The organism is Pseudomonas sp. 5P_5.1_Bac1, assembly GCF_025466015.1.
In the GTDB taxonomy this organism is placed as follows: Bacteria; Pseudomonadota; Gammaproteobacteria; order Pseudomonadales; family Pseudomonadaceae; genus Aquipseudomonas.
Genome location: NZ_JANLNX010000008.1, coordinates 32,672 through 45,494 on the forward strand (window position 1 = coordinate 32,672; position 12,823 = coordinate 45,494).

A 12,823-nucleotide genomic window follows, 5' to 3' on the forward strand; every position below is an offset into this window, starting at 1 on the left:
TTCCATGTCGATCTTCTCCCAGGGCCTGCAGCCCGCCCCCGTCAACCACGTCGCCCTCACCCCCCTGAGCTTCATCGAACGCACCGCCGCGGTCTACGGCCAGTACCCCGCCGTGATCCACGGTTCGATCCGCCGCAACTGGCAGGAAACCTACCAGCGCAGCCGCCGCCTGGCCAGTGCCCTGGCGGGCCGCGGCATCGGCCAGGGCGATACGGTGGCGGTCATGCTGCCGAACATCCCGGCCATGCTCGAAGCGCACTTCGGCGTGCCGATGATCGGCGCGGTGCTCAACGCCCTCAACGTTCGCCTCGACGCCGAGGCCATCGCCTTCATGCTCGAACACGGCGAAGCCAAGGTGCTGATCACCGACCGCGAATTCCACAAGGTCATCAGCGCCGCGCTGAAACTCATGGCTCATCCGCCGTTGGTGATCGATGTCGATGACCCGGAATACGGCGAAGGCAGCGCCGTCAGCGAGCTGGACTACGAGGCGTTTCTGGCCGAGGGCGACCCGGCGTTCGCCTGGCACTGGCCCGAGGACGAGTGGCAGGCGATTTCGCTGAACTACACCTCCGGCACCACCGGCAACCCCAAGGGCGTGGTCTATCACCACCGCGGCGCCTACCTCAACTCGCTGGGCAACCAGATGACCTGGGCGATGGGCAACCATCCGGTCTACCTCTGGACCCTGCCGATGTTCCACTGCAACGGCTGGTGCTACCCGTGGACCGTCACCGCGCTGGCCGGCACGCATGTGTTCCTGCGCCGGGTCGATCCGCAGAAGATTCTTACGCTGATCCGCGAACACCAGGTCACTCACCTGTGCGGCGCGCCGATCGTTCTCAATGCGCTGATCAACATGCCTGACTCGGCCAAGGCGGCGATCGATCACCCGGTCAACGCCATGGTCGCCGGCGCCGCGCCGCCGGCCAAGGTGATTGGCGCCGTGGAAGAAATGGGTATCAAGGTCACCCACGTTTATGGCCTGACCGAGGTGTATGGCCCGGTGACCGTCTGCGCCTGGCATGCCGAATGGGATGAAAAGCCGCTGCAGGAACGGGCGCGGATCAAGTCACGCCAGGGCGTGCGCTACGCCACCCTCGAAGGCCTGATGGTCGCCGACCCGGAAACCCTCGAACCGGTGGCCCGCGACGGCAACACCCTGGGCGAGATCTTCATGCGCGGCAACACGGTGATGAAGGGCTACCTTAAGAACCCCGAAGCCACCGCCGAAGCCTTCCGCGGCGGCTGGTTCCACACCGGCGACCTCGCCGTCTGCCACCCGGACGGCTACGTCGAGATCAAGGACCGACTCAAGGACATCATCATTTCCGGCGGCGAGAACATCTCCACCATCGAAGTCGAAGACGTCCTCTACCGTCATCCCGCGGTGCTGGAAGCCGCGGTAGTGGCCCGGCCGGACGAAAAATGGGGCGAGACGCCGTGCGCCTACATCACCCTCAAGGCCGGCTGCGAAGACACCCGCGAGGCCGAGATCATCGCCTTCTGCCGCGAACACCTGGCCGGCTTCAAGCTGCCCAAGACGGTGGTGTTCCGCGAGCTGCCGAAGACCTCCACCGGCAAGATCCAGAAGTACCTGTTGCGCGACTGGGCCAAGGCGCTCTGATCCCTCTTACTCATTCCAACGAGAACCACGATGCCTGAATTCAATGCCCCGCTGCGCGACATGCGCTTCGTCCTCCACGAGGTGTTCCAGGGCCCGGCCCAATGGGCACGGCTGCCCGCGCTGGCGGCCAGTGTCGATGGCGAGACCGCCGACGCGATCCTTGAAGAGGCGGCGAAAATCACCGGCCAACTGATCGCCCCGCTCAACCGCAGCGGCGACGAACAGGGGGTCGGCTTCGAGGCGGGCCAGGTCACCACGCCCGAAGGTTTCAAGCAGGCCTGGCAGACCTACCGCGAAGGCGGCTGGGTCGGCCTCGCCGGCAACCCGGAACACGGCGGCATGGGCATGCCGAAGATGCTCGCGGTGCAATTCGAAGAAATGCTCTACGCCGCCAACTGCAGCTTCAGCCTCTATTCGGCGCTGAGCGCCGGCTGCTGCCTGGCGATCGACGCTCATGCCAGCGACAACCTGCGCGCCCTGTACCTGCCGCAGCTGTACAGCGGCGAGTGGGCCGGCACCATGTGCCTGACCGAACCCCACGCCGGCACCGACCTGGGGATCATCCGCAGCAAGGCGGAGCCGCTGATCGACGGCAGCTACGCCATCAGCGGCACCAAGATTTTCATCACCGGCGGCGACCAGGACCTCACCGACAACATCATCCACCTGGTGCTGGCCAAGCTGCCGGACGCCCCCGCCGGACCGAAGGGCATCTCATTGTTCCTGGTGCCCAAGCGCATCGTCGCCGACGACGGCAGCCTGGGCGTGGACAACGCGGTCAGTTGCGGCTCGGTCGAGCACAAGATGGGCATCAAGGCATCGGCCACCTGCGTGATGAACTTCGACGGCGCCGTCGGCTACCTGGTCGGCGAGCCGAACCGTGGCCTGGCGGCGATGTTCACCATGATGAATTACGAGCGTCTGTCCATCGGCATCCAGGGCATCGGCTGCGCCGAGGCCTCGTACCAGAATGCCGCGCGCTATGCCCGCGATCGCCTGCAAAGCCGCGCCGCCACCGGCCCGCAGGCGAAGGACAAGATCGCCGACCCGATCATCGTCCACCCCGACGTGCGCCGCATGCTGCTGAGCATGCGCGCCCTGACCGAAGGTGGCCGCGCCTTCGCCACGTACGTCGGCCAGCAACTGGACACCGCCAAGTACACCGAAGACGCCGCCGAGCGCGAGGCGGCGCAACGCCTCGTCGCACTGCTGACGCCAGTGGCCAAGGCGTTCTTCACCGACACCGGTCTTGAGAGCTGCGTGCTCGGCCAGCAGGTGTTCGGCGGCCACGGCTACATCCGCGAGTGGGGCCAGGAGCAACTGGTGCGGGATGTGCGTATCGCGCAGATCTACGAAGGCACCAACGGCATCCAGGCGCTGGACCTGCTGGGGCGCAAAGTAGTGGCTGATGGCGGTCAGTCGCTGGCGTTGCTGGCGGCGGAAATCCGCGCTTTCTGCGAAAGCGAACCGCCCTTCGCCGCGCAGGTGCTGGGCGCCTTGGAGCGGCTGGAAAGTACCAGCCAGTGGCTGCGCGAGCAGGCCAGCCAGGACGCCAATGCCGTGGGTGCGGCGTCGATGGAGTACCTGCATTTGTTCGGTTACGTCGCCTACGCCTACATGTGGTCGCGCATGGCCGCTACCGCCCGCGCGCATCACGCCGACGAGCCGGACTTCTATGGCGCCAAGCTGGCCACGGCGACGTTCTACTTCGAACGTTTGCTGCCACGGGTTCTGTCGTTGCAGGCGAGCATTCAGGCGGGCAGCGACAGCCTGTTCCAACTGGCCGCCGAACAGTTCTGAACTGCACGCACTACGGCAAGTGGCGGCTTGCCGTAGTCTTGCGACCGTTGGTCGGTTTGTGCGGAGAAAATCGTTTTTGTAGGTGATTTCCTGCGAATAAATCTCACAACTGATAGTGATTCGCCATGATCTCGGTTCTCCCCGCCTACCCGGCGGGGTTAGAATTGCGCAAAACCGGGAGTATCAATGAATCAGGTCAGCCCCAGCGACGCCGAATTGAATGCCATCACCGATGCCGCCGCGCATTGGTGCATGCGCTTGCACGCTGAGGACTGCACCGCGCAAGAACTCGCCGAATTCGAACAATGGCTGGCCGCCAACCCGCTTCACCTGCAGGAATACGAAGCTATGCAGGAGATCTGGGTCACTGCCGATCACCTGCCGCGAGCCACCCCCGCACAGATTCTGCACCTGCCGATCAAGCCCAGACCACAGCCCCAGCGCATGCGTCACTACGCGTCGGCAGCAGTGATCACCCTGCTGGCGCTGCCGGTCGGCGCCTGGATCGGCTGGGAACAAGGCTGGTTGCCCAACGACTACCAGTCGGAAAAAACCACCGACGCCCGCAGGACCGTCACCCTGGGCGACGGCAGCGAAGTCGAACTGAACCTCGGCACCTCACTGCGCTACACCCATTACAAGGACGAGCGCCGGGTGACCCTGGTCAAGGGCGAGGCGTTCTTCAAGGTCCATCACGACACCGGCCACCCGTTCATCGTCCGCGCCGGCAACGGCCAGACGCAGGTGACCGGCACCCAGTTCAACGTCTGGAAATACCGTGACCAGGTCAAGGTGACACTGGTGGAAGGTTCGGTGCTGGTCAGTAGCGAGAGTTTCAAGCCCGGCAGCGGCTACCGCCTCGGCCCGGGCATGCAGGCCAGCTATACCACCGGCGATCTCGAACCGAGCCTGAACCAGACCTACGCCAACGACTCCAGCCTGTCGTGGCGCAGCGGCAAGCTGGTGATCGACAACCTCACCCTCGACCAGGCCCTGCCGCTGATCAACCGCTACCTGGAAAGCCCGCTGCGCCTGGCCGATGCCAGCACCGGCAACGTGCGCATCAGCGGCATCTACAACACCAACGACGTCAACCGTCTGGTGCGCAGCCTGCCCAAGGTACTGCCGGTCTACCTGACCCAGGACAAGGACGGCAACACCGTCCTCAACCGCATCTCCCCGCCGCCGAAAAAGGGCTGAGCCTCGCGCCCCGCCCTGTTCCGCTTCCTGCTTACAAGACCATCGCCGCCACCCATCCCGCCGCCAGCAATGGCAGGTTGTAATGGATGAAGGTCGGTACCACCGTGTCCCAGATGTGGTGGTGCTGGCCGTCGACGTTCAGCCCCGAGGTCGGGCCGAGGGTCGAGTCGGACGCGGGCGAGCCGGCATCACCCAAGGCGCCAGCGGTGCCGACGATGCACACGGTGGCGATCGGATCGAAGCCCAGTTGCACGCACAGCGGCACGAAGATCGCCGCGAGAATCGGCACGGTGGAGAACGACGAACCGATGCCCATGGTCACCAGCAGGCCCACCAGCAGCATCAGCAACGCGCCGACACCCTTGCTGTGGTCGATCCACGCCGCGGACGCCTCCACCAGCGTCTTCACCTCCCCGGTCGCCTTCATCACCTCGGCGAAACCGGACGCGGCAATCATGATGAAGCCGATCATCGCCATCATTTTCATGCCTTCGGTGAACAGGTCGTCGGTGTCCTTCCAGCGCACGATGCCGGAGGCCGAGAAAATCAGGAACCCGGCCATGGCGCCGATGATCATTGAGTCCAGCCACAACTGAATGATGAACGCCGCGGCGATGGCACAGCCCGCTACCAGCAGGGTCAGCGGGTTGTAGCTGACCGCCACCTGCTCCACCTGCTCGATCTTTTCCAGGTCGTAGACGCGCTTCTTGCGGTAGCTGAAAAACACTGCGATCAGCAGGCCAGCGAGCATGCCCGCCGCCGGAATCGCCATGGCATGGGTGACATTGACGCCACTGACGTCCACGCCGCTGCGGGCCACATTGGCCAGCAGGATTTCGTTGAGGAAGATATTGCCGAAGCCCACCGGCAGGAACATGTACGGCGTGATCAGGCCGAAGGTGATGACACAGGCCACCAGCCGGCGATCGATCTGCAGGCGCGTCAGCACATAGAGCAGCGGCGGCACCAGCAACGGAATAAAGGCGATGTGGATTGGCAGAACGTTCTGCGAGGAAATCGCCACCACCAGCATCAGGCCGACCAGCAGCCACTTCACCCGGGCACCGTTGCCTTCGCTCTGCCCGTGGAACATCGCCAGGGCGCGATCGGCCAGGGCGTGGGCCAGGCCGGATTTGGCGATAGCCACGGCGAAAGCGCCGAGCAAGGCGTAGGACAGCGCCACGGTAGCACCGCCACCCAGACCGCCGTTGAAGGCCTTGAGCGTGGCCTCGATACCCAGCCCGCCCACCAGGCCGCCGACCAGCGCGCCGACGATCAGGGCAATGACCACATGCACGCGGGACAGACTCAGTATCAGCATGATGCCGACCGCGGCAATGACTGCATTCATTCTGTGAACCTCTTGAAACGGACAAAAAGCGGGTACGTCGGCGACAGTTTTGCCCTCAGGCACTGACCGAATGACGGTATGTTTTTGGAAGGCGCACACTCTGACGGAGGCCCCCCCGGATGTCAAAGCGCGGCGCCTCATCCTGGTGCGAGGGTCGCCTGAATGAACGAAAACGGCGCATTTCAATTGAACGTTTGAATAAAGAAAGTTCACACATTGCCGTTACAGTCGGCAGTGTCTATCTCTTTTGGTCCAAAGGATTTCGCCGATGTTGTTCAGACAACTTTCCATTCAATGGAAGATCACCTCGCTGGCCGGATTGTGCCTCGCGGGCATCGTCACACTGCTGGTGGGTCTTTCGTTGTACCGCATGGAACACACAACGGAGCTGGTCAAGGCCAGCAGCATGCACATGCTCACCGAGGCGGCCCAGGGCCGTATCGAGTCCCAGGGCGAAGTCCAGGCACTGAACATCCGCCGCCAGTTCATGGACGCTTATCAATATGGCGCCGGCTTCTCGCGCCAGGTGCTGTTCCTGCGCGAACAGGCAGAAAAGCGCTTCCTCGACGCCTTCGACCTGCGCGAAGACATGACCCGCCAGGTGCGCTCGGCGCTGCAGGCCAACCCCGACCTGCTCGGCCTGTCGCTGGTGTTCGAGCCCAACGCGCTGGATGGCAAAGATGAACTGTTCGCCGGCCAGGAGGCCATCGGCGGCAACGAAACTGGCCGCTTCGCCCTGTACTGGTCGCAACCGACCCCGGGCAAGCTGACCTCCATGGCACTGCCCGAGCGTGACATGGCCGACACCACCATCGGCCCGAGCGGCGAGCCGGCCAACACCTGGTCGGTGTGCCCGCGCACCACCCGCAAGACCTGCGTGACCGAACCGTATTTCTACGAAATCGACGGCCAGCAGGTGCTGATGACCAGCATCGTGTTCCCGCTGATCGTCGCCGAGAAGGTGATCGCCACCCTCTCCATCGACATCAACCTGAACAGCCTGCAAGCCATGAGCAAACAGGCCAGCGCCAACCTCTACGGCGGCCAGACCCAGATCGGCATCCTCAGCCCCGCGGGCCTGCTGGCCGGCTACAGCCCGGACGCCAGCAAGCTGGCCCAGCGCTACGAACAGATCGACTCCCGCAACGGCGCCGAACTGGTGCGCCTGATGGCCGACGGCGCGGTGCTGCACAGCATTCAGAACGACGGCCGCTTGAAAATCCTCGCCTCCTTCGCCCCGACCCCGGGCGCCAAGCCTTGGGGCGTGCTGCTGGACGTGCCGGAAAGCGCACTGATCGGTCCCGCCGAAACCCTCAAGCAGGAACTCGACCAACGCAACACCAACGGCACGCTGATCGAACTGGCGCTTGGCGTGCTGGCCGCGGTGGTCGGCCTGCTGTTGATCTGGCTGATGGCCCGCGGCGTGACCCGGCCGATCCTCCACGTCGCCCACCGCCTGCGCGAAATCGCCAGCGGCGACGGCGACCTGGCCAGCCGCCTGGCCTACAACAAGCAGGACGAACTCGGTGAACTGGCCGGCTGGTTCAACCGCTTCCTGGACAAGCTGCAACCGACCATCGCTGAAGTGAAACGCTCGGTGCACGCCGCGCGCAGCACCGCCGACCAATCTTCGGCAATCGCCAGCCAGACCAGCGCTGGCATGGAACAGCAATACCGCCAGGTCGATCAGGTGGCCACCGCATCCCACGAAATGAGCGCCACCGCCCATGACGTGGCCCGCAGCGCCGCGCAGGCCGCGCAAGCCGCCCGCGACGTCGATCAGGCCACCCGCCAGGGCCTGGCGGTGATCAACCAGACCACCAGCAGCATCGACGCCCTGGCCGCCAACATGAGTACCGCGATGAATCAGGTCGAAGGCCTGGCGGAAAACAGCGAGAAGATCGGTTCGGTACTGGAAGTGATCCGCTCGATCGCCGAACAGACCAACCTCCTCGCGCTCAACGCCGCCATCGAGGCGGCCCGCGCCGGCGAGGCCGGGCGCGGCTTCGCGGTGGTCGCCGACGAGGTCCGCAACCTCGCGCAGCGCACCCAGGAATCGGTGGAAGAAACCCGCCATGTGATCGAGCAGTTGCAGGCCGGTACCCGCGAAGTGGTCGGTGCGATGGACAGCAGCCATCGCCAGGCCCAGGGAAGTGTCGAGCAGGTCGGTCAGGCGGTGAGCGCGCTTCGGCAGATTGGCGAAGCGGTGACGGTCATCACCGACATGAACCTGCAGATCGCCAGTGCCGCTGAAGAACAGAGCGCGGTGGCCGAGGAGATCAGCAGCAACGTCGCGACCATCCGTGACGTCACCGAGTCGCTGTCTCATCAGGCCGATGAATCGGCCCGGGTCAGCCAGTCACTGAACAGCCTGGCCAACCAGCAGCAAAGCCTGATGGACCACTTCCAGGTTTGATCTGTATGCCGCGCCGGCAGGGCCTCAGCGCCCAGCCCGGCGCGGCAGCTCGATACGCACCCGCAACCCGCCAAGCGCACTCCCCTCCAGGTCCATCCGGCCATGCCAGGCTTCGACGATGTCGCGCACGATGCCCAGGCCGAGGCCGTGGCCATCGATCTGCTCATCCAGCCGCGCACCGCGCTCCAGCACGCCCTGCCGAGCGTCCTCGGGAATACCCGGGCCGTCGTCATCGATACACAGCCGGTAGTGATCCGGCGTCTGGCTGATGCTCAGGCAGACTTCGCTGTCCGCCCATTTGCAGGCGTTGTCCAGCAGGTTGCCGAGCAGCTCCAGCAGGTCTTCACGGTCCCAAGGCAACGACAGGCCGGCTGGCACATCCTGCCGGATCGACAGCCCGTCGCCATGGATCATTCCCAGTGTGGACAGCAGGCCGGGCAGTTCCGCATCGCAATCGAAATGCGCGCCCGGCAACGCATCACCGGCCAGCCGGGCGCGGTTCAGTTCGCGGCTCAAACGCTGCTGGATCTGCTCCAGTTGCTCGCGCATCTGCGCGGACAACCCCGGCACTTCCCGCAGACGCTCACTGGCAGCGAGGCTGAGCAACACGGCGAGCGGCGTCTTCAAGGCGTGCCCGAGATTGCCCAGCGCGTTGCGGGAACGGCGCAGGCTGTCTTCGGTATGGGCCAGCAGGTGGTTGACCTGCGCCACTAGCGGCTCGAGTTCGCTTGGCACCTCGGTGTCCAGTTGCGAGCGCTTGCCCTGCTGCAACTGCGCGATCTGCTCGCGGGCGCGCTCAAGCGGCTTCAGCGAGCGCTTGACGATGACGCGCTGCAGCACCAACACCAGCACCAGGGCCAACAGCCCGAGGCCGAGGCCGATCTGTTGCAATCGCCGGAAGCTGTCGCGCATCGGCGTGTAATCCTGGGCGACGCTGATGGACATCGCCTGACCTTGACGCCGGTAGTCAGCCCGCAACACCAGCAACTGCTGGCCTCGCGGGCCGAGTTCGAAGCCGTCGTGCAGCCCGGGTGTCTCCGGTTTGGGCATCTCCATATCCCACAGCGAGCGGGAGCGCCAGGTCTTGCCGTCGAAATCGATGCGGAAGTAATAGCCGGAGAATTGCCGGTTGTAGGCGGCGGAAATCCGCTGCTGATCCAGCTCGACACCGTCGTGACCGTGGACCAGGGCGACCAGCAGGTTCTCGCTTTCCTTACGCAGCCCGGCCTCGAGATAACGCTGCAAGCCCACCTCGAACAGCCAGAGGCTGACCTGGGCCAGGGCCAAGCCCACGACGATCAGCACCCCGGCCAGGCCGAGGCTGAGGCGCGACTGAATGGACCTCACGCCACCCCACCGAAGCGGTAGCCCTGGCCCCGGTGGGTTTCGATCACGCCGCGGCCCAGCTTGCGACGCAAGTGGTTGACGTGAACTTCGAGGACATTGGAATCACGTTCGGTCTCGCCGTTGTACAGGTGTTCGGCCAAATGGCTTTTTGAAAGGATCTGCTGCGGGTGCAGCATAAAGTAGCGCAACAGGCGAAATTCAGCGGCGGTCAGTTGCACGTCCTCGCCTTCACGGGTCACACACTGGCGCCCTTCGTCGAGATGAAGGCCGGAGGCTTCCAGGGTCGGCTGATTGGCCAGGCCTCGTGCTCGGCGCAGCAACGACTGGATACGCAATTGCAGCTCTTCGGGGTGGAAGGGCTTGCTCAGGTAATCATCGGCGCCGGCCTTGAGTCCTTCGATACGGTCGGCCCACGAGCCGCGCGCGGTGAGGATCAGCACCGGTATCACCAGGCCACCGGCGCGCCATTGCTTCAGCACTTCAAGACCGGGGATGCCGGGCAGGCCGAGGTCGAGCACGATCAGGTCATAGGGCTCACTGCTGCCCTGATACACCGCGTCACGGCCATCGGCCAGCCAGTCCACCGCGTAGCCTTGGCGTTGCAGGCTGTCGGTCAGTTCGTCAGCCAGCGAGACGTTGTCCTCGACCAGTAGCAAACGCATCAATCATCTTCCTCATCTTTGAGCAGGACACCGCTGGCGGCATGCAACTTGATTTCCCGCACCACGCCTTCGACAGTCAGCAACTCGACCTCGTAGACGTATTCATCGTCGTCCTCTTCCAGCTCCGCCTCCAGCAAACGCGCCCCGGGATAGCGTCCCAGGGCCGATTGCAGCAGTTGCTCGAGCGGGAGGATCACCCCTTCTCGACGCAACTGCAGGGCTTCATCCTGGTCAAGGTCGCGGGCCATGGCCAGCGAGCAGCAGGCCAGTAGCGCAAGCAGTGTCCAGCGTGCCGTTTGCGAAAGCCGGATCATCAGCGGTCCTGAACATCCTTGAGCACTTCACCGGTCTTGGCGTCCAGATCCACATCCCACTCGACGTTCTGCGCATCACGCAGTTCGACCTTGTAGACGTAACGGCCGTAGACATCTTCCAGCTCGGTGTCTTTGATCGTGGCGCCGGGGTGCTTGGCGAGCGCTTTCTGGTTGAGTTCGTCCAGCGACTGGATCTGCTTGGTCTGGACCAGTTTCACCACTTCGTCGGTGCGCACATCCTTGGCCATCGCGACGTTGGCGCTCAGGGCCAGGGCAGCGGTTGCGAACAGGGCAGTCAGGGTCTTCATCGTATTTCTCCATTGAGGTTCGGTGGGGTACGTGGGAAATGTTACCCAGTCGAACTTAATTGAACCTGAAAACAGCTGGCGACATGATAGCGCCGCTTGGACGCACCGTCTTGGCGCGCAAGGTCGCAGCGATTCTCTATACTCGCACCCTCGACACAGAGAGACCCGCATGACCGCCATCCAGATCAAATACCCCGCACTGACCCTGAAGGCCGGTAAACGTGCCCTTGCCCGCATCCGTCAACGCGGCCTGGCGCCCGCTGACGTCGGTGTGCTGCCCGGCGCTGCTGGCGGGCCAAAGGCACTGGGCATACAGGGGCTGGATCTGGCGTTGTTCGGTCAGTGGCTGCCAAGTGCGCCACGCGAGCGCGCGCTGATTGGCGCCTCGATCGGTTCCTGGCGCTTCGCCAGCGCCTGTCTGCCCGACCCGGCCCAGGCCCTCCGCCGACTCGGCGACCTCTATACGGCCCAGGACTTCGCCAAGGGCGTGACTCAAGGCGAAGTCAGCCTGAGCTGCCAGCGCATGCTCGACGACCTGCTGGAGGGCCGTGATGCCAGCATCCTCGATAACCCGCTTTACCGGCTCAATATCGTTGTGGTGAAGAGCCACGGCTTACTTGCCGATGACCATCGCGGGCGGCTGGGTATCGGCTTGTCCTCGGTGATCGCCGACAACCTTATCGGCCGACCACGGCTGGCGCGACACTTCGAACGCATCATCCTGCACGACGCCCGCAGCGCGCCGCCGTTGCAGCCGCTGATAGATTTCCCGTCACGTTATCTGCCGCTGGCCAGCAGCAACCTGCGCCATGCATTACTGGCGTCGGGCTCGATCCCGATGGTCATGGAAGGTGTACGGGACATCCCGGGCGCAGGGCCAGGAACCTATCGCGACGGCGGCCTGCTCGACTATCACCTCGACCTGCCCTACAGCGGCGAAGACATCGTTCTGTACCCGCACTTCACCGACAAGGTGATCCCGGGCTGGTTCGACAAGGCATTGCCATGGCGACGCGGCGACGCTGACCGACTGCAAGACGTCCTGCTGCTCGCTCCATCAGCGCAATACCTGGCGCGCCTGCCATACGGCAAGCTGCCAGACCGCAGCGACTTCAAACGTTTCATGGGCGATGCTTCCAGTCGCCAGCGTTACTGGCACACAGCAATGAGCGAGAGCCAACGGCTGGGTGACGCGTTTCTCGAACTGGTGGAGACCGGCAGGTTGGGCGACCATCTGCAACCACTGAAGTGACCTTGCTGGTAAACTGCGCTCCAGCATTGGTTCTCAGAGTTATAGATACCTTGGAAATCTTCAAAGAGTTTACGTTTGAATCGGCACACCGCCTGCCGAACGTCCCCGCCGGTCACAAATGCGGTCGTCTGCATGGCCACTCCTTCAAGGTCGCCCTGCACCTCACCGGCCCGCTGGATCCTCATACCGGCTGGATTCGCGATTTCTCCGAAATCAAGGCCATCTTCAAGCCGCTTTATGAGCAGCTGGATCACAACTACCTCAACGACATTCCTGGCCTGGAAAACCCGACCAGTGAAGTGATCGCCAAATGGATCTGGGAACAGGTCAAACCGCTGCTGCCGGAGCTGAGCAAGGTTCGTATTCACGAGACCTGTACCAGCGGCTGTGAGTACACCGGCGACTGATTACTTCGCGCCATACGAAAAGGGCTTGCCTCGATACGAGACAAGCCCTTTTTATTTGACCTGTTTTTTCGGCCATATAAAGACAAAACCCCTACCTGCATACGCAGATAGGGGTTTCGGAATTTAATCTTGACGATGA

General features: G+C 63.7%; 11 protein-coding genes and 1 pseudogene. 7 read left to right on the forward strand and 5 right to left on the reverse strand.

Going from position 1 to position 12,823, the window contains the following annotated elements; genetic code table 11:
* The first annotated feature begins 4 nt into the window (after positions 1-4).
* The 3 genes from NTD82_RS01805 to NTD82_RS01815 all read left to right on the forward strand — a co-directional run bounded on the left by NTD82_RS01805 (position 5) and on the right by NTD82_RS01815 (position 4,627).
* Positions 5-1,627, forward strand: coding sequence for an acyl-CoA synthetase (locus NTD82_RS01805; protein ID WP_262127553.1), 1,623 nt, complete (start codon positions 5-7; stop codon positions 1,625-1,627).
* Between the two features lie 30 nt (positions 1,628-1,657).
* Positions 1,658-3,427, forward strand: a complete 1,770-nt coding sequence (locus NTD82_RS01810; protein WP_262127554.1) for an acyl-CoA dehydrogenase C-terminal domain-containing protein — start codon at positions 1,658-1,660, stop codon at positions 3,425-3,427.
* A gap of 186 nt (positions 3,428-3,613) precedes the next feature.
* Positions 3,614-4,627, forward strand: coding sequence for a FecR family protein (locus NTD82_RS01815; RefSeq protein WP_095157144.1), 1,014 nt, complete (start codon positions 3,614-3,616; stop codon positions 4,625-4,627).
* Between the two features lie 31 nt (positions 4,628-4,658).
* Here the strand turns inward: NTD82_RS01815 and NTD82_RS01820 are convergent, their stop codons facing one another.
* Positions 4,659-5,978: a Na+/H+ antiporter family protein gene (locus NTD82_RS01820; RefSeq protein ID WP_095157143.1), complete on the reverse strand. Its 1,320-nt coding sequence runs from the start codon at positions 5,976-5,978 to the stop codon at positions 4,659-4,661.
* Positions 5,979-6,567: 589 nt separating this feature from the next.
* Between NTD82_RS01820 and NTD82_RS29190 the strand changes: the two are divergent.
* Together NTD82_RS29190 and NTD82_RS29195 are read left to right on the forward strand one after the other, a co-directional pair.
* Positions 6,568-7,536 (forward strand): annotated as a pseudogene (locus tag NTD82_RS29190) (HAMP domain-containing protein); the annotation flags it as partial.
* Positions 7,537-7,638: 102 nt separating this feature from the next.
* Complete coding sequence (locus tag NTD82_RS29195) at positions 7,639-8,394, forward strand: methyl-accepting chemotaxis protein (protein WP_371864307.1); 756 nt, start codon at positions 7,639-7,641, stop codon at positions 8,392-8,394.
* A gap of 24 nt (positions 8,395-8,418) precedes the next feature.
* Here NTD82_RS29195 and NTD82_RS01830 read toward each other — a convergent pair whose 3' ends face one another.
* Genes NTD82_RS01830 through NTD82_RS01845 form a run of 4 tightly spaced genes read right to left on the reverse strand, consistent with a single transcriptional unit; the run spans position 8,419 to position 11,025 of the window.
* Positions 8,419-9,741 (reverse strand): sensor histidine kinase, encoded by a 1,323-nt coding sequence (locus tag NTD82_RS01830; RefSeq protein WP_262127557.1) that lies wholly within the window; start codon positions 9,739-9,741, stop codon positions 8,419-8,421.
* A complete protein-coding gene (locus NTD82_RS01835) occupies positions 9,738-10,403 on the reverse strand; it encodes a response regulator transcription factor (RefSeq protein ID WP_095157140.1) in 666 nt (221 codons plus the stop codon). Before NTD82_RS01835 ends, NTD82_RS01830 begins: the two co-directional genes overlap by 4 nt.
* On the reverse strand, positions 10,403-10,717 hold the full coding sequence (locus NTD82_RS01840) for a PepSY domain-containing protein (RefSeq protein ID WP_095157139.1): 315 nt from the start codon (positions 10,715-10,717) through the stop codon (positions 10,403-10,405). Before NTD82_RS01840 ends, NTD82_RS01835 begins: the two co-directional genes overlap by 1 nt.
* Positions 10,717-11,025, reverse strand: coding sequence for a PepSY domain-containing protein (locus tag NTD82_RS01845; protein ID WP_095157138.1), 309 nt, complete (start codon positions 11,023-11,025; stop codon positions 10,717-10,719). The genes NTD82_RS01840 and NTD82_RS01845 overlap by 1 nt, the downstream gene beginning before the upstream one ends.
* 169 nt (positions 11,026-11,194) lie before the next feature.
* On the opposite strand from NTD82_RS01845, the gene NTD82_RS01850 reads away from it, so the two are divergent.
* Positions 11,195-12,277 (forward strand): hypothetical protein, encoded by a 1,083-nt coding sequence (locus NTD82_RS01850; RefSeq protein ID WP_095157137.1) that lies wholly within the window; start codon positions 11,195-11,197, stop codon positions 12,275-12,277.
* A gap of 50 nt (positions 12,278-12,327) precedes the next feature.
* Positions 12,328-12,684: a 6-carboxytetrahydropterin synthase QueD gene (queD, locus tag NTD82_RS01855; RefSeq protein ID WP_095157136.1), complete on the forward strand. Its 357-nt coding sequence runs from the start codon at positions 12,328-12,330 to the stop codon at positions 12,682-12,684.
* Positions 12,685-12,823: the final 139 nt, after the last annotated feature.